Annotated in this window: 19 protein-coding genes and 1 riboswitch; of the genes, 7 read left to right on the top strand and 12 right to left on the bottom strand. The window is 59.6% G+C overall.

The features are described 5' to 3' along the window. Positions 1-39 precede the first annotated feature (39 nt). The 3 genes from GDN47_RS06150 (at position 40) to sugE (ending at position 1,788) form a co-directional block, all read left to right on the top strand. Positions 40-507 carry a YaiI/YqxD family protein gene (locus GDN47_RS06150; RefSeq protein WP_113332540.1) on the top strand — a complete coding sequence of 156 codons (468 nt, stop codon included), beginning with the start codon at positions 40-42 and terminating at the stop codon, positions 505-507. After that, complete coding sequence (gene fghA, locus GDN47_RS06145) at positions 504-1,340, top strand: S-formylglutathione hydrolase (RefSeq protein ID WP_113396156.1); 837 nt, start codon at positions 504-506, stop codon at positions 1,338-1,340. Before GDN47_RS06150 ends, fghA begins: the two co-directional genes overlap by 4 nt. 133 nt (positions 1,341-1,473) lie before the next feature. Then, on the top strand, positions 1,474-1,788 hold the full coding sequence (gene sugE, locus GDN47_RS06140) for a quaternary ammonium compound efflux SMR transporter SugE (protein WP_113355592.1): 315 nt from the start codon (positions 1,474-1,476) through the stop codon (positions 1,786-1,788). A gap of 11 nt (positions 1,789-1,799) precedes the next feature. Here the strand turns inward: sugE and GDN47_RS06135 are convergent, their stop codons facing one another. The 8 genes from GDN47_RS06135 to GDN47_RS06100 all read right to left on the bottom strand — a co-directional run bounded on the left by GDN47_RS06135 (position 1,800) and on the right by GDN47_RS06100 (position 8,135). Further along, a complete protein-coding gene (locus tag GDN47_RS06135; RefSeq protein ID WP_233789761.1) occupies positions 1,800-2,168 on the bottom strand; it encodes a DoxX family protein in 369 nt (122 codons plus the stop codon). Between the two features lie 155 nt (positions 2,169-2,323). Beyond that, positions 2,324-2,716 carry a DoxX family protein gene (locus tag GDN47_RS06130; protein ID WP_069612260.1) on the bottom strand — a complete coding sequence of 131 codons (393 nt, stop codon included), beginning with the start codon at positions 2,714-2,716 and terminating at the stop codon, positions 2,324-2,326. A 122-nt stretch (positions 2,717-2,838) separates the two neighbouring features. Then, the gene (locus tag GDN47_RS06125; RefSeq protein ID WP_152092804.1) at positions 2,839-4,371 is read right to left on the bottom strand and encodes an acyl-CoA carboxylase subunit beta; all 1,533 of its coding nucleotides are present in this window, start codon (positions 4,369-4,371) and stop codon (positions 2,839-2,841) included. A gap of 64 nt (positions 4,372-4,435) precedes the next feature. Next, complete coding sequence (locus GDN47_RS06120; protein WP_152092803.1) at positions 4,436-4,906, bottom strand: hypothetical protein; 471 nt, start codon at positions 4,904-4,906, stop codon at positions 4,436-4,438. A 69-nt stretch (positions 4,907-4,975) separates the two neighbouring features. Then, positions 4,976-5,761, bottom strand: coding sequence for an ATP12 family chaperone protein (locus GDN47_RS06115; protein ID WP_152092802.1), 786 nt, complete (start codon positions 5,759-5,761; stop codon positions 4,976-4,978). A gap of 9 nt (positions 5,762-5,770) precedes the next feature. Further along, positions 5,771-6,424, bottom strand: a complete 654-nt coding sequence (locus GDN47_RS06110; protein WP_095434971.1) for an HAD-IA family hydrolase — start codon at positions 6,422-6,424, stop codon at positions 5,771-5,773. Then, positions 6,421-7,419 (bottom strand): RluA family pseudouridine synthase, encoded by a 999-nt coding sequence (locus GDN47_RS06105; protein WP_113332548.1) that lies wholly within the window; start codon positions 7,417-7,419, stop codon positions 6,421-6,423. The genes GDN47_RS06110 and GDN47_RS06105 overlap by 4 nt, the downstream gene beginning before the upstream one ends. A 182-nt stretch (positions 7,420-7,601) precedes the next feature. Further along, positions 7,602-8,135, bottom strand: a complete 534-nt coding sequence (locus GDN47_RS06100; protein ID WP_152092801.1) for a copper chaperone PCu(A)C — start codon at positions 8,133-8,135, stop codon at positions 7,602-7,604. Positions 8,136-8,302: 167 nt separating this feature from the next. After that, positions 8,303-8,390, top strand: a riboswitch (glycine riboswitch). Between the two features lie 148 nt (positions 8,391-8,538). Here GDN47_RS06100 and gcvT point away from each other — a divergent pair. The 4 genes from gcvT to GDN47_RS06080 all read left to right on the top strand — a co-directional run bounded on the left by gcvT (position 8,539) and on the right by GDN47_RS06080 (position 13,353). Beyond that, entirely contained in the window at positions 8,539-9,675 is a 1,137-nt protein-coding gene (gcvT, locus tag GDN47_RS06095) for a glycine cleavage system aminomethyltransferase GcvT (RefSeq protein WP_152092800.1), read from the top strand. 25 nt (positions 9,676-9,700) lie between these two features. Then, the gene (gene gcvH, locus GDN47_RS06090) at positions 9,701-10,063 is read left to right on the top strand and encodes a glycine cleavage system protein GcvH (protein WP_112334775.1); all 363 of its coding nucleotides are present in this window, start codon (positions 9,701-9,703) and stop codon (positions 10,061-10,063) included. Further along, positions 10,063-12,927: an aminomethyl-transferring glycine dehydrogenase gene (gcvP, locus tag GDN47_RS06085; protein ID WP_152092799.1), complete on the top strand. Its 2,865-nt coding sequence runs from the start codon at positions 10,063-10,065 to the stop codon at positions 12,925-12,927. Before gcvH ends, gcvP begins: the two co-directional genes overlap by 1 nt. Positions 12,928-13,077: 150 nt before the next feature. Further along, entirely contained in the window at positions 13,078-13,353 is a 276-nt protein-coding gene (locus tag GDN47_RS06080) for an addiction module antidote protein (protein WP_145317296.1), read from the top strand. Positions 13,354-13,364: 11 nt separating this feature from the next. Here GDN47_RS06080 and GDN47_RS06075 read toward each other — a convergent pair whose 3' ends face one another. The 4 genes from GDN47_RS06075 to GDN47_RS06060 all read right to left on the bottom strand — a co-directional run bounded on the left by GDN47_RS06075 (position 13,365) and on the right by GDN47_RS06060 (position 16,286). Continuing rightward, positions 13,365-14,057 carry a ZIP family metal transporter gene (locus tag GDN47_RS06075; RefSeq protein WP_152092798.1) on the bottom strand — a complete coding sequence of 231 codons (693 nt, stop codon included), beginning with the start codon at positions 14,055-14,057 and terminating at the stop codon, positions 13,365-13,367. Between the two features lie 129 nt (positions 14,058-14,186). Then, entirely contained in the window at positions 14,187-14,576 is a 390-nt protein-coding gene (gene sufA / locus GDN47_RS06070; protein ID WP_113332554.1) for a Fe-S cluster assembly scaffold SufA, read from the bottom strand. A gap of 76 nt (positions 14,577-14,652) precedes the next feature. Beyond that, positions 14,653-15,033, bottom strand: a complete 381-nt coding sequence (locus GDN47_RS06065; protein ID WP_069612273.1) for an SUF system Fe-S cluster assembly protein — start codon at positions 15,031-15,033, stop codon at positions 14,653-14,655. A gap of 11 nt (positions 15,034-15,044) precedes the next feature. Then, positions 15,045-16,286, bottom strand: coding sequence for a cysteine desulfurase (locus GDN47_RS06060; protein WP_113332611.1), 1,242 nt, complete (start codon positions 16,284-16,286; stop codon positions 15,045-15,047). Positions 16,287-16,301 lie beyond the last annotated feature (15 nt).

Raw genomic sequence — 16,301 nt, 5'->3', positions numbered from 1 at the left:
TGAGAAAAGCGCCGCATAGAGTTGAAAAGATTTGATATCATGATTTATGTCGATGCCGACGCTTGTCCGGTCAAGCCGGAGATCCTGAAGGTTGCCGAACGCCACGGCATGGAGGTGACCTTTGTCGCCAATTCGGGATTGCGGCCGTCGCGGGACCCGATGGTGCACAACGTCATCGTCTCCAACGCCTTTGACGCGGCCGACAATTGGATCGCTGAGCATGCTGGCACCGGCGATATCGTCGTCACTGCGGATGTACCGCTTGCCGGCCGCTGCGTTGCGACCGGAGCACTCGTGACGGGACCAACCGGTCGTATCTTCGACAAGACCAATATCGGCATGGCAACAGCCATGCGCGATCTTGGGGCACATCTTCGCGAAACCGGGGAAAGCAAGGGCTATAATGCCGCCTTCTCGCCGCGCGACCGCTCCGCCTTCCTCGAAACCTTCGACCGGCTTTGCCGGCGTGCCAAAGCACATCAATCATCGCCTGGAGACCAGTCTTGAACATCATTTCCCAGAACACGGCCTTCGGCGGCATGCAGGGTGTCTTTTCGCACGAGTCGGACGCCTGCAAATGCGACATGACCTTTGCCGTCTTCGTGCCGCCGCAGGCGATCAAGGAGCCCTGCCCGGTCCTCTGGTATCTTTCCGGTCTCACCTGTACCCATGCCAACGTCATGGACAAGGGTGAATATCGACGCATGGCCGCCGAGCTCGGCCTGATCATCGTCTGCCCGGACACCAGCCCGCGCGGCAACGACGTGCCGGACGAATTGACCAATTGGCAGATGGGCAAAGGCGCCGGCTTCTATCTCGATGCCACCGAGACGCCCTGGGCCGAAAACTATCAGATGTACAGCTACATCACCGAGGAACTGCCTGCGATCATATCGAAGCAATTCCGCGCCGATATGAGCCGCCAGGGCATCTTCGGCCATTCCATGGGCGGCCACGGCGCCATGACGATCGCATTGAAGAATCCGGAGCGCTTCAAGAGCTGCTCCGCCTTCGCGCCGATCGTGCAGCCGTCGACGGCCGATTGGTCCGCACCCGCGTTGGAGAAATATTTGGGAAGGGACAAGGCTGCATGGCGCCACTATGACGCCTGCGCGCTCGTCGAAGACGGCGCCCGCTTCCCCGAATTCCTGATTGATCAAGGCAAGGCCGACAGCTTCCTCGAAAACGGACTGCGCCCCTGGCTGTTCGAGGAAGCCATTAAAGGCACCGATATCAGCCTGACGCTACGCATGCACGAGCGTTACGATCACTCCTACTACTTCATCTCAACCTTCATGGACGATCACCTGAAGTGGCATGCCGAACGGCTGAAGAAGTAAAGGTAGTACCATCGCCTTGAAATAAGCAGCCGACAAATGCATATAGGAAATGCGCAGACGACTGCGGCGGCCGGCAACCAAACCGGCCGTAGACATCGCGGGGACGGCCTCGCTCTTAACAAAGGAGCGTAAAATGGCTTGGTTCCTGCTTTTCCTCGCAGGCTTGTTCGAAATTGGCTGGGCCGTCGGGCTGAAATATACCGATGGGTTCACGCGGCCGATGCCGACAGTTCTCACCGTCATCTCCATGGTCATCAGCGTCGTGCTGCTTGGTCTGGCTGTAAAAACCTTGCCGATGGGTACGGCCTATGCGGTTTGGACCGGCATCGGCACCGTCGGTACGGTTCTGCTCGGCATATGGCTGCTCGGTGATCCCGCGACCTTGATTCGGCTATTCTGCATTGGCCTCATCGTGGCTGGTATAGCCGGCCTGAAGCTTGCTGCTTGAGATCGCGACGGTCATCGGCGCTGGCGATTGTCCAGCGCCCAGCTTCCCGGTCCGGCAAACACCAGAAACAGGAAAATGAAGCAGAACAGGATCGCTCCGTCTCCCTGATTGTTGGCCGGAAAGAAATCGATCGGCATGTGGACCATGAAATAGGCGATTGCCATTTCGCCGCTCAGGAGAAAGGCGATCGGTCGGGTGAAAAGCCCGAGCAGGATCAAGGCACTGCCTATGAGCTCTATGATCCCAGCCACGAAGAACAGCGTCGTGATCTCGTAAGGCGCCGGCGGAAAGCCGAAGACCTTTTGCGTGCCGTGCTCGATGAACAGCAACGCGGTCACGATTCGCAAAATAGCAAGGGCAGCAGGCTGATAGCGCAACAAGCGCTCGGGAAATTACATGAGGATCTCCGTTCGATAGGGGATGCGAAGGAGATCCCGTCAAAAGTGCTCTCGCTTCGCCGACAACGGAATGAACACGCGAGAGACGAATTTATTCGCCGGACCCGACGATCAGCCGAGTCCGACGAAAAGGCTGGTTACTTCTTGCTGTTGTCGATGGCCAGCAGGCCCGGACCTGCGAAGATCAGGAACAGGAAGATGAAGCAGTAGAGGATCGCTGCGTCACCGCCGTTGTTGGCCGGGAAGAAATTCTTCGGATAATGCGCCATGAAATAGGCGACCGCCATGTTGCCGCAGAGAATGAACGCGACTGGACGGGTAAAGAAGCCGACGATCGTCGCCAATCCGCCAACGATTTCGATGATGCCCTGAACCAGAAGCAGGGTGGGCAGCGGGCTTGGAAATTGACCGCCGGCCGGAAAGCCAACGAGCTTCTGCAGACCATGTTCGATGAACAATACACCGGTAACGATACGCAGCACGGTAAGAGCGTAGGGCTGATATTGATTCAGCCGATCGGAAAGCGCCATGTTAAACTCCAGTTTTAATCCCCCACGAGGAAGCAATAGAGCGCACGGGCGCGAACGTGAAAACACGGATTCTGACGCTCAATCAATTTTCCGTGTCAAATCCGTGACTTGTTGTCACATGCTCACAACGGGATGTTGTCGTGCTTCTTCCAGGGATTGGTCAGGTCCTTGTTGCGCAACATTCTAAGCCCCTGCGCCAGCCGGCGCCGCGTCGAGCGCGGCATGATCACTTCGTCGATGTAGCCGCGCTCTGCTGCAACGAAGGGCGACAGGAAGCGGTCCTCATACATTTTGGTGTGGGCCGCGATCTTCTCGGGATCGGTAATATCCTTGCGGAAGATGATCTCGACGGCGCCCTTGGCGCCCATGACGGCGATTTGCGCCGTCGGCCAGGCATAGTTGAGATCGCCGCGCAGATGTTTCGAGGCCATGACGTCATAGGCGCCGCCGAAAGCCTTGCGGGTGATGACCGTCAGTTTCGGCACAGTCGCTTCGGCATAAGCAAAGAGCAGCTTGGCGCCGTGCTTGATCAGCCCGCCATATTCTTGGGCTGTACCCGGCAGAAAGCCCGGCACGTCGACGAAGGTGACGATCGGGATATTGAAGCAATCGCAGAAGCGCACGAAGCGCGCCGCCTTTCGTGACGCATCGCTATCGAGAACGCCGGCAAGTACCATCGGCTGATTGGCGACGAAGCCGACGGTGGCACCCTCGATGCGGCCGAAACCGCAGACGATGTTCTTGGCGAAGCTCTCCTGGATTTCGAAGAAGTCGCCCTCGTCCGCTACCTTCAGGATCAGCTCCTTGATGTCGTAGGGCTTGTTGGCATTGGCCGGAATCAGCGTATCGAGCGAGTTATCCGGCTCGGTCACCGACTGATAGCACTCGATCTCGGGCACGTCAGCGGTATTAGACTGCGGCAGGAAATCGATGAGACGGCGCACCTGCAAGAGCGTATCGACATCATTGTCGTAGGCTGCGTCGGCGATCGAGGATTTCGTCGTGTGCACCGAAGCGCCGCCGAGCTGTTCCGAGGTCACCGTCTCGTTGGTGACGGTCTTCACCACATCCGGCCCGGTGACGAACATGTAGGAGGTGTCCCGCACCATGAAGATGAAATCGGTCATGGCCGGAGAATAGACATCGCCGCCGGCACAAGGCCCCATGATAATCGAGATTTGCGGGATGACGCCGGAGGCCAGCACATTGCGCTGGAATACCTCGGCATAACCGCCAAGCGCGGCTACGCCTTCCTGAATGCGGGCGCCGCCGGCGTCATAGATCCCGATGATCGGCGCCCGGTTCTTCAGCGCCATATCCTGTACCTTGGTGATCTTTTCTGCATGTGCTTCTGAAAGAGACCCACCGAAGACTGTGAAATCCTTGGCAAAAATGAAGACGGTGCGGCCGTTGACCGTGCCCCAGCCGGTCACCACGCCATCGCCGGCAATCTTGCTCTTGTCCATGCCGAAATCGGTCGAGCGATGCTCGACGAACATGTCGAACTCTTCGAAGGAGCCCTCGTCAAGGAAGATATCGATACGCTCACGCGCCGTCAGCTTGCCGCGGGCATGCTGCGCGTCGATGCGCACCTGCCCACCGCCAAGCCTCGCGATCTCACGACGGCGTTCCAGCTCCTGCAGGATTTCCTTCATGCGGCCCTCTCTCCCTCATCGCTCGGGCTTAGCATGGCGCGAGCCTTGTTTGAAGCTGGTTGGCTCAGTTTGCGAGCCGTGGCGTGTTCAGCGAAAAGATGGAACGAACCCGCGCGGCAATATCTTCCGCCATCAGCTCATCTGCGGTGGCAGGATCAGGTGCGACTGTTCTGATCTCGAACGATGCCATGGCAACCACAGAGCCACCATCGGTCGCCGCGGCATCGATATTGATCTTGGCGCTGCTGCGGTCCCGATTGAAGCCGCGCGCCTTGCGGACGTCGCTCAGTCGGACGGTGATGGCAACCTGTGGCAATTGCGAGCTGAAGCTTGTTGCAGCAATCGCGGCGTTGACGCGATCATTGACGGCTGCAACCAGCGCTGGCGACACCGGTGGCAAAGCCTGATCGGCTATAACGGTTGCGCTGCGCACGGCGTAGGTTGGAGGCGGAGGATCGACGGACCAGCTCGAACATGCGGCCAGTGCCAGACATCCCACGAGCGCCGGTACGGCTCTCGTCCTCAACAACAACATGATCCCTGCCCCGACCTTCGAATTTGCAAGATATGCAGATCGATATAAAGGACTGGAAATCAACAATATTCAACTGCGCAGCGCAGAAAAAACGTCAGTTGCGGCCTGAAACTCTTCAAAACGTTGTGCACGACGCTGTTCGGCCTCTTCGTCACTGCCCCAATGCTCGATTGTCCAATCCTCGTCGAGATGTGCGAGCGACCAGACGTCGGCCAGCGGCAGGAATCCTTTGGCGAAGGCCAGCGCAAGGATTGCCGAACCGGTCAGCGTCGTGATCGTGTGCAGACTCGCAAGCTCCATCGGTGTATCGAACTTGCGCAAAGCGGCGGAGAAGGCTGCGATGGCTTCGACAGGCTGCTCCTGATGCATGACGCCTTCCGCCAGAATGAACCGGGCGCCGAGATCGCGCGCTGCCCATTCGATCACCGGATTCCAGCGTTCCGACTGGCGCTCGACGAGCCGTTCCGGCCCCTCGGCGCGATAGCAGAGCAGATCGCTGCCCGAGAAACGGACAATTTCGTCGAATACAGCCTTGCTTTCCGTCGCAACGCCATCGATGGCCGTGTTGACGAGACGCGTTACCGGCATGGTGGCGGGATCGATCACATCGACCTGGCGTGCCCATTCGGCAGCCACCAGTCTGGCAAGCGCTTCCGTCGGCAGGGCCAGGGAGTGCCGCGCCGGCGTTTTCACCACCTTGCCATCGAGGGCGATGGCATGACCGCTCTCATCCTTGCTGATTGTCACATCCTTGTAGAAGCGTTTCGGCAGAGGCTTCTTCATCTGGATCTGCGCACGGCGGATCGGATCGGGATGGCTGAGACCTTCGGAAAGATCGTTCAACAGGTCGCGCATGGCGTCACCTCAGAGAATATGGCTCAACAAGTCGTTCGGATGGTGGGCTATGGCATCTGCCCCAGCCGCCAGCAATTCCTCGACGGAGGCGTAGCCCCATGCAACGCCGATGGCGGTCGCACCTGCCGCCTTCGCCATCTGCATGTCGTAGATGGCATCGCCGATCACGATCGTGTCGTGGGGATCCATGCCAGTCTCATCGCAGCACTCCGTCACCATCGCCGGATGCGGCTTCGACGGGCAATCATCAGCAGTGCGCGAGACAATGAAATAGGGCGTGAACTCGTTGACCTCAAGAATATGGGTCAAACCGCGGCGGGATTTACCCGTCACCGCGCCGATCAGCAGTTCGTCGCGGGCGGCAAGCGTCTCGATGAGCGGCTTGATGCCGTCGAAAAGCGGTGTCTGCATGTCCGCCTCGTCTCGCACCTCCGGAAAGATCGACTTATAATGCGCCGTCATGGCAATCGCTTCGTCGTCGACATGGGGCTTGCCCTGCAGGCGGGCGATGGCGATATCGAGCGTCAGACCGATGATCGATTTCGTCGCGGAAACATCGGGCCGCTTATAGCCGAAGGCCACGAAGGTGCGCGCCATGACCTCATGGATCAGCCGCGCGCTGTCGACCAGCGTGCCGTCGCAATCGAAAAGTACCAGCTTCATTCGTCGTCCGGCTCCCCTGCCGATGCCTCGTCGAAACCGAGGAGATTCCATGTCTGCACCATATGCGGCGGCAGAGGGGCGGTGATGCGCAGGCGTCCGCCGCTCGGATGCGGGATATCGATGTGGCGCGCGTGCAGATGCAGGCGCTTCTGGACACCCCCCGGAAAATCCCAGTTCGGATCGTCCTCGAAATATTTGGGATCGCCGATGATCGGATGGCCGATATGCAGCGCATGGACGCGCAGCTGGTGAGTACGCCCGGTGTAGGGTTCCATTTCAAGCCAAGCGAGCCGCTGGGCCGCCGTTTCGACGACGCGGTAGTAGGACACGGCGTGATCGGCGCCTTCCTCTCCATGCTTGGCGATGCGCATGCGATCGCCATCCGGCGTCGCTTCCTTCACCAGCCAGGTGGAGATCTTGTCTTCATGCTTACGTGGCACGCCTTTCACCAGCGACCAATAGGTCTTCTTGGTGTCGCGCTCGCGGAAGGCTGCCGTCAGCTTCTGCGCCGCGCCGCGCGTGCGGGCGATGACGAGAACGCCTGAGGTATCGCGATCGAGGCGGTGCACCAGGCGCGGTTTTTCGCCCTTCTGGTTCGTCCACGCCTCCAGCATCTTGTCTATGTGGCGGCTGACGCCGGAGCCACCCTGCACAGCCAGACCCGCCGGCTTGTTCAACACATAGACCTTGTCGTCTTCGTGCAACAGCATGCGTGCCAAGAGCTCGGCATCGCCGGAATGCTTCAATTCCTTGCCGGCGATCGGGCCGCTCTTCGTAGCCTTGGCATCGACGTCGAGCGGCGGCACCCGCACCATCTGCCCCGGCTGCACGCGGGCATCTGTCTTGACGCGGCCGCCATCGACGCGCACCTGGCCGGAGCGCATCAGTTTCTGCAATTGCCCGAAGCCGAGCCCTGGAAAATGCACCTTGAACCAGCGGTCGAGGCGCATGCCGGCCTCGTCAGGCTCGACTTTAATATGCTCAATCCCGGCCATTCTTCTTCTTTCAAAAACGCAGCATGTTCCGGACATTGCCAAACCGCGTTCGGCGGGATCATGCAAATTCAAACAACGGAACGATCAGCCCCGCAGCCGGAGATTTCCGGCCTTTTGACGTGGCTTTAGAGCATTTCGAGGAAAAGTGGAAACCGGAATTATATGGCAGGATAATTTCTGGCTCAGCTTCCCTTAGCCGAGACGACCGGCAGATTGATGTTGACCATGCCTGCTTTGTCGAACATCAGCATCACGGGCACCGTGCCGCCCTGCTTGAACGGCGTCTTTACCTGCTTGAACATCATGTGCATCGTATTCGGCGCGAGCGTCACGGTCGCGCCGGCGGGAATAGCGATGCCGCCCTTGATTTCGCGCATCTTCATGATCTCGCCTTCCATCTTCATCTCGTGCAATTCTACTTTGTCGGCAGATGATGAAGTGACGGAAGTGAGCTTGTCGTCGGTCATGCCGGTGTTGTGGATGGTAATATAGCCGCCACCGACCGGCTGGCCGGGAAGCATGGCGCGAACATAACCGCCACTGATATCGAGATCGCCAAGCTTGGCAGTCGCCGAGCCGGAAGGCGCTGCACCTGCATCCATGTGCATCCCGGCCATGGATTTCATCGCACCGCTATCCTCGGCCATCGCTCCACCGAGGGGAAGCGAAAATGTGCCAATCGAAATCAGCAATGCGGCGGCGTGGTTGCGATTCATCTCTGTCTCCTGCCCGGCTCCTCAATCGTTAAAAGGGATAGCCTCTCCCATCCCTGTTGCAAAGGCCCGTAATCATTGCGAAACGCAGGATTGATCGGCGCGACAAAAATTTGTTCAGCGGCGACATTTGCCCCTTGCCATCTCTGTCCGGTACCGGATAATGGCTTTCAACCCTGTTGGGAGAATCCGGCGCAAGCCGGTGCCGAAGGAGCAACCGCCCCGGAAACTCTCAGGCCAAAGGACCAGCAAGGGGCAGACGGAACTCTGGAGAGAAGCGCGCAAGCGTTCGCCGAAGGGATAACAATCTCAGGCAAACAGACAGAGGGGGCTCATCGTCAGGCGCTACCGCGCCGAAAGTGTGAGCTCTGCGCTTCTAAACGAGCGCAAAACCCGGAGGCGTCATTTGGACGAGACCGCTGCCCTCAAGACCACCCCACTTCATGCCCTGCATGTGTCCCTCGGTGCCCGCATGGTGCCATTTGCAGGCTACGATATGCCCGTACAATATGCGCCCGGCGTGCTGAAGGAACATCTTTGGACTCGATCCTCCGCTGGCCTGTTCGATGTGTCGCATATGGGTCAGGTGACGATCCGCGCCCGTTCCGGCAAATATGAGGATGCGGCATTGGCATTGGAAAGCCTGGTGCCGGTCGATATTCTCGGCCTTGCTGAAAATCGCCAGCGCTATGGTTTCTTCACCGACGACAAGGGCGGCATCCTCGATGATCTGATGATCGCCCATATGGACGACTATCTTTTCGTCGTCGTCAACGCTGCCTGCAAAGAGAAAGATTTCAAGCATCTTCAAGATCATATCGGCGATAGCTGCGAAGTTACATTACTCGATCGCGCCCTCATTGCTCTGCAGGGACCGCGCGCGGTCGACGTGCTTGCCGAGCTCTGGGCCGACATCGCCCATATGAAATTCATGGATGTGCGCCATTGTCGCCTCCACGATGTCTCCTGCCTCGTATCGCGCTCCGGGTATAGCGGCGAAGACGGTTTCGAAATCTCGGTTCCGGCCGACAAGGCCGAGGATATCGCCAAGCGGCTGCTGGAGCATCCGGACGTCCAGCCGATCGGCCTTGGCGCCCGTGACTCCCTGCGTCTCGAGGCGGGCCTCTGCCTCTACGGCAACGATATCGACCAGACGACAACGCCGGTTGAAGGCGCACTCGAATGGGCTATCCAGAAGGCCCGCAAGACCGGCGGCGCCCGCACCGGCGGCTTTCCGGGAGCATCCCGCATTCTCGGTGAACTCGATCACGGCACCTCGCGCCGCCGCGTCGGCCTGAAGCCGGAGGGCAAGGCGCCGGTACGCGGCCACTCCAAACTTTACGCCGACGCCGAGGGCAAGACGGAGATCGGCGAAGTCACCTCGGGTGGTTTTGGTCCGAGCGTCGAATCCCCGGTTGCCATGGGTTATGTGCCGACAGAATTCACCGCTCCCGGCACCACCATATACGCTGAAGTGCGCGGCAAATATCTGCCAGTTGCCGTCAGCACACTGCCTTTCATCAAACCTACCTACAAACGTTGAACGTCTTTTCCAGAGAGGATTATCCATGCTGAAATTCACCGAAGAACATGAGTGGCTGAAGGTCGAAGGCGATGTCGCAATCGTGGGCATTACGGCCCATGCCGCCGAGCAGCTCGGCGATCTCGTTTTCGTTGAGTTGCCCGAGGTCGGCGCCAGCTTCTCGAAGGGAGCCGACGCGGCAACCGTCGAATCCGTCAAGGCGGCTTCCGAAGTCTATTGTCCGCTCGACGGAGAAATCACCGAAATCAACGAAGCCATCACTGCCGATCCGGCCCTCGTCAACTCCGATCCGATGGGTGCCGGCTGGTTCTTCAAGCTGAAGCTGAAGAACGTCGGCGATCTCGATGGTCTTCTTGATGAATCCGGTTACAAGGAGCTGATCGGATAATGACGACGCCGACTGAGTTCACCTTCACCGATTACCAGCCATATGATTTCGCCAATCGCCGCCATATCGGCCCGTCTCCCTCTGAGATGGCCGATATGCTCAAGGTGATCGGCTATAAGAGCCTCGACGGTCTGATCGACGCGACGTTGCCACCGACCATCCGCCAGAAGGCGCCGCTCGCCTGGGGTGCGGCCATGACGGAGCGCGAGGCGCTCGACAGGCTGCGCGAGACCGCCAACAAGAACAAGGTTCTCGTCTCGCTTATCGGTCAGGGCTATTACGGCACGATCACGCCACCGGTCATCCAGCGCAACATTCTGGAAAACCCTGCCTGGTACACGGCCTACACGCCCTATCAGCCCGAGATTAGCCAGGGCCGCCTTGAGGCGCTGCTGAACTACCAGACGATGATCAGCGATCTCACCGGTCTTGATGTCGCCAACGCCTCGCTGCTCGATGAAGCGACGGCCGCGGCCGAAGGCATGGCGATGGCGGAACGCGTCGCAAAATCGAAGGCAAAAGCCTTCTTCGTCGATGCCGAATGCCATCCCCAGACCATCGCGCTGATCAGGACGCGCGCCGAGCCACTCGGCTGGACCGTTATCGTCGGTAATCCCTTCACCGACCTCGATCCGGTCGATGTTTTCGGCGCGATTTTCCAGTATCCGGGCACGCACGGCCACATCAACGATTTCTCCGGCCTGATTGCTCGCCTGCATCAGACCGGCGCTATCGCTATCATGGCGACCGATCTTCTGGCATTGACCCTGCTGAAATCCCCGGGTGAAATGGGCGCAGATATCGCCATCGGCTCTTCGCAGCGCTTCGGCGTTCCCGTCGGCTATGGCGGGCCGCACGCCGCATTTATGGCCGTGAAGGACGATTACAAGCGCTCTATGCCGGGCCGTCTCGTCGGCGTTTCCATCGATGCGCGCGGCAATCGCGCCTATCGCCTGTCGCTGCAGACCCGCGAACAGCACATTCGCCGCGAAAAAGCGACGTCGAACATCTGCACCGCGCAGGTGCTGCTCGCCGTCATGGCCTCCATGTATGCGGTCTTCCACGGTCCGCAGGGCCTGAAAGCGATTGCACAACAGGTCCACCAGAAGGCCGTGCTGATGGCCAAGGGGCTGGAAAAGCTAGGCTACTCAGTCGAGCCGGAGACCTTCTTCGATACGATCACTGTCGAAGTCGGCCACATGCAAGGCCTCATCCTGCGCGCAGCCGTCGCCGAGGGCGTCAACCTGCGCAAGGTCGGTGAAACCAAGATTGGCATCAGCCTGGACGAGCGTACGCGTCCGGCAACGGTGGAAGCCGTCTGGCGCGCATTCGGCGGCGATTTCCGCATCGCCGATTTCGAGCCGTCCTATCGTCTGCCGAAGACCCTGCTGCGCACCAGCGAATACCTCTCGCATCCGATCTTCCACATGAACCGCGCCGAAAGCGAGATGACGCGCTACATCCGCCGTCTCTCCGACCGCGACCTGGCGCTCGACCGTTCGATGATTCCGCTCGGCTCCTGCACCATGAAGCTGAACGCGACTGCGGAAATGCTGCCGATCACCTGGCCGGAATTTTCGGATATCCATCCGTTCGTCCCGGCCGATCAGGCACTCGGCTACCGCGAGATGATCGACGACCTGACGGAAAAGCTCTGCGCCGTAACAGGCTATGACGCCTTCTCCATGCAGCCGAATTCCGGCGCGCAGGGCGAATATGCCGGCCTACTGACCATCCGCAACTACCACATTGCCAATGGTCAGGGTCATCGCGACATCTGCCTCATCCCGACCTCCGCCCACGGCACCAACCCCGCCTCGGCGCAGATGGCGGGCATGAAGGTCGTGGTTGTCAAGGTCAGCGACGATGGCGATATCGACATGGCCGATTTCCGCGCCAAGACCGAGCAATATGCCGACAACCTCTCCTGCTGCATGATCACCTACCCTTCGACGCATGGCGTCTTCGAGGAGACGGTGAAGGAGATCTGCGATCTCGTGCACAAGCATGGCGGTCAGGTCTATCTCGATGGCGCCAATATGAACGCCATGGTCGGCCTCTCGCGTCCCGGCGATATCGGCTCCGATGTCAGCCACTTGAACCTGCACAAGACCTTCTGCATCCCGCATGGCGGCGGCGGTCCCGGCATGGGCCCGATCGGCGTAAAGGCGCATCTGGCGCCTCACCTGCCCGGCCATCCGGAAACAGATGGCCGCAGCGGTGCGGTTTCGGCAGCAGCCTTCGGTTCGGCCTCGATCCTGCCGATCTCCTGGAGCTATTGCCTGATGATGGGCGGCGAAGGCCTGACCCAGGCGACCAAGGTGGCGATCCTCAACGCCAACTACATCGCTGCCCGCCTCAAGGGTGCCTATGACGTGCTCTACAAGTCCAAGGCCGGACGCGTGGCACACGAATGCATCATCGACACCCGCCCGCTGGCCGCAAGCGCCGGCGTGACGGTCGATGATGTCGCCAAGCGTCTGATCGATTGCGGCTTCCATGCGCCGACCATGAGCTGGCCGGTGGCCGGCACGCTGATGATCGAGCCGACCGAATCGGAAACGAAGGCCGAGCTCGACCGATTCTGCGAGGCGATGTTGGCAATCCGCGAGGAAGCCCGCGCCATCGAGGACGGCCGGATGGACAAGACCAACAATCCGCTGAAGAACGCACCGCACACGGTGGAAGACTTGGTCGGCGAGTGGGATCGCCCCTATTCCCGCGAACAGGCCTGCTTCCCGCCCGGTACCTTCCGCGTGGACAAATACTGGTCTCCGGTCAATCGCATCGACAACGTCTATGGCGACCGCAACCTGATCTGCACCTGCCCGCCGCTGGAATCCTACGCCGAGGCCGCAGAATAGGATTTTTTTGCAAAAAAGCGAAGCGGTTCAGTCGCTTCGCTTGAAACAGACATAAATCTATCGTGAAACTTGTCTATGAAAACGCCGCGTGTCCGAAAGGATGCGCGGCGTTTTTGATGACGCCACAGTGGGGCCTTGGAATTCAGATTTATGCCGGAACGATTCGACGTGGACAATCCCGACAACTACATCGCCGCCGCATTCGCCACGGACGATCCTGCTTCGATCGCCAAGGCTTTGGGCGAAGTCGCCCGCACGCGCAACATGAGCAAGCTGGCCAAGGATGTCGGCATGAACCGCTCGGCCCTCTACCGCGCGCTGAGCGGAGACGGAAATCCGGAATTCGCGACGATCCTGAAGGTTGTCAGGGCACTCGGCCTCAAGTTGACGCCGGTTCCGGCGCTTACCAAAGATTGCCAATTCTAGGCCGAGCGTCGCTAGCCGATCGCTTCTTCGAGCAGAAGCAGGACCTGAAAGCCCGCAAAGAACATGGCCGTGACCCAAGGACGGTCAGGTCTTTCGTGAGCTTCGACCAAAAGCTCTTCGGTGACGAGATAGAGAAGTGCGATCAAACCGAACGCAAAGAATCCGGTCAGGATTGGGTTGGGCAACAAAGCGATTGGCGTCCCCAGCAAAGCGCCGATTGGCAGAAGGAGTGCAAGCGCCGCCGTGACCGCGACGATCCTCGCGCGGGAGCGGACGCTCTCGCCAAGCTCGTTCGCAACCGTCAAGCCAAGAAATAGTACCTCGATCGTCAGGGCAATCGTCAGCAGCAAGCCAACTTTCGGGCCGGCGGCAAACCCAATGCCAAGCACGAGGCCATCGATCAGGATGTCGATGCCGATGGCGGCCAGAAGGCCGACCGGTCCTTTGGCCCAGTTTTCCAACTGCTTGACCAGCAGCATTACGCCGACACCAATCGCGCCGCCAATGACTGTTGCAAAGGGATAGCCGCGATGCATGACATCAGGCAGAATTTCGCCGGCGGCGGCCGCAAACACCACGCCGGCGGCAAAGTGCTGGATAGCGCTGACAAGATTGGGGCCTGGCCGCGTATTCACGGCAACCGTGGCGCCCGCGATCGCAGCGCCTGCCGGGATCAATGTGTAAACCCATGCCGCAGCCACCATATGTTCCCCCTCGCACGCCATGTCGACTTTATCGGGCTCAGCCGGTCAGCCAAGGGGCAACGGAAAAACCTTCGGCCTCCGTCGATCAAAGCATGAAACGCAGCGAGGCGAAATGTGGTGAGATGCGCTTTAAGCGGGTTGCGCGGCCTGTCGCTGAGCAGCAAGGGCCGCAAGATCGGCGGGCTTCAATTCGACGGACTCGCCGCAGCCGCAAGCCGACGTCTGGTTCGGATTGGTGAAAATGAAGCCTGAGCGCAATGTTGTCGTCTCGAAGCCCATTTCCGTACCGAGCAGATAAAGCACGGCCGACGGCTCGACCCAGACCTTGGCGCCATCGCGCTCGATCAGATCGTCCTTCGCGTTCGGCTCGGTTACTAGGTCGATAGTATATTCCATGCCGGCGCAGCCGCCCTTTTTGATGCCGACGCGAACGCCCTTGGCATCAGGGCCGGAATTCTCGACGATCGCCTTGACGCGAGCTGCTGCCGCATCCGTCATGCTCATGACTGCAAAGCCCATGGGCTCATTCTCCTTCCACATCCGGGGTCAAGATCCGGTGCTTCGAGTCTTAATGTAAAGCCGGCGGCTTAAAGCTTCAATACCAGCCCACAGCAACCTGCGCTTCTTCGGACATGCGATCCGGCGTCCAAGGGGGATCGAACGTCATCGAGACGTCGACGCCGGAAACGCCCTCAACGGCGCCGACGGCATTTTCCACCCAGCCCGGCATTTCACCGGCAACCGGACAACCAGGCGCCGTCAGCGTCATGACGATCTTCACCATGCGATCGTCTTCGATGTCGATCTTGTAGACCAGACCAAGCTCGAAGATATCGGCGGGAATTTCAGGATCGTAGACCGTTTTCAGCGCAGAGATGATATCGTCGCTGAGGCGCGCCAGCTCATCTGCGGGAATGCTGGAATGCACGATCCCTTCGCGTGCGTCGATCTTCTGTTCGCTTTCGTCGAGTGACATCGCTTGCCTCCTCAGGCAAAGAATTTCCGTGCATATTCCAGTGCATCGGCCAAGGCGTCCACCTCGGCGCACGTATTGTACATGCCGAACGATGCACGGCATGTGGAGGTGACGCCGAAGCGTTTCAAGAGCGGCTGGGCGCAATGCGTGCCGGCACGAACGGCAACACCCTGCCGGTCGATCACCATCGAGACGTCGTGCGAATGGATTCCCGCCAGCTCGAAGGAGAAGATGCCGCCCTTGCCCGGCGCCGTACCGATGACACGCAGCGAATTGATATCGCGCAGCCTTTCCGCCGCATAGGCGGCAAGATCGGCTTCGTGGCGCGCAATCGCTTCCCGGCCGATGCTGTCCATATAGTCGAGCGCATAGCCAAGGCCGATCGCCTGCACGATCGGCGGCGTTCCCGCTTCGAAACGATGCGGCGGATCGTTGTAGGTGACGTTTTCCTCGGTGACATCGAAAATCATCTCGCCGCCGCCCTGGAACGGCTGCATCTCGGCGAGCCGCTCCTTCTTGCCGTAGAGAACGCCGATGCCCGAGGGACCGTAAAGCTTGTGACCGGTCATGACATACCAGTCGCAATCGATATCCTGCACGTCGACAGGCATATGCACAGCACCCTGCGAGCCGTCGATGAGAACCGGAATGCCGCGCTCATGCGCGATGCGGCACACTTCCTTCACCGGAACGACGGTTCCGAGCGCATTCGACATATGGGTGATGGCGACGAGCTTCGTGCGCTCCGTGAGGCTCTTTTCGAAATCCTCGACATGGAACGCGCCCTCGTCATCGACAGGCACCCAAACGAGTTTGGCGCCCTGGCGCTCGCGAATGAAATGCCAGGGGACGATATTGGAGTGATGCTCCATGATGGAAACGACGATCTCGTCGCCCTCACCGATCTTGGGCATGCCCCAGCCGTAAGCGACCGTGTTGATCGCCTCCGTCGAGTTCTTGGTGAAGACGATGTCATCGACCGATGGCGCATTCAGGAAGCGGCGCACCTTTTCGCGAGCCGCTTCATAGGCTTCCGTGGCGGCATTGGACAGGAAGTGCAGGCCGCGATGCACATTCGCATATTCGCTGGAATAGGCGTGCGAGATGGCATCGATGACGACCTGCGGCTTCTGCGCGGAAGCACCGTTGTCGAGATAGACGAGCGGCTTGCCATGCACCGTCTTCGTCAGGATCGGGAAATCCCGGCGAATGGCTTCGACGTCATAGGCCGTTGCCGGCACGATCTTGTCCACGAGCTTTGCCTCCAA

This window comes from Martinezella dioscoreae, from assembly GCF_009176305.1.
Classification (GTDB): Bacteria; Pseudomonadota; Alphaproteobacteria; order Rhizobiales; family Rhizobiaceae; genus Rhizobium; species Rhizobium dioscoreae.
This window is presented reverse-complemented; position numbering and strand designations above follow the sequence as displayed.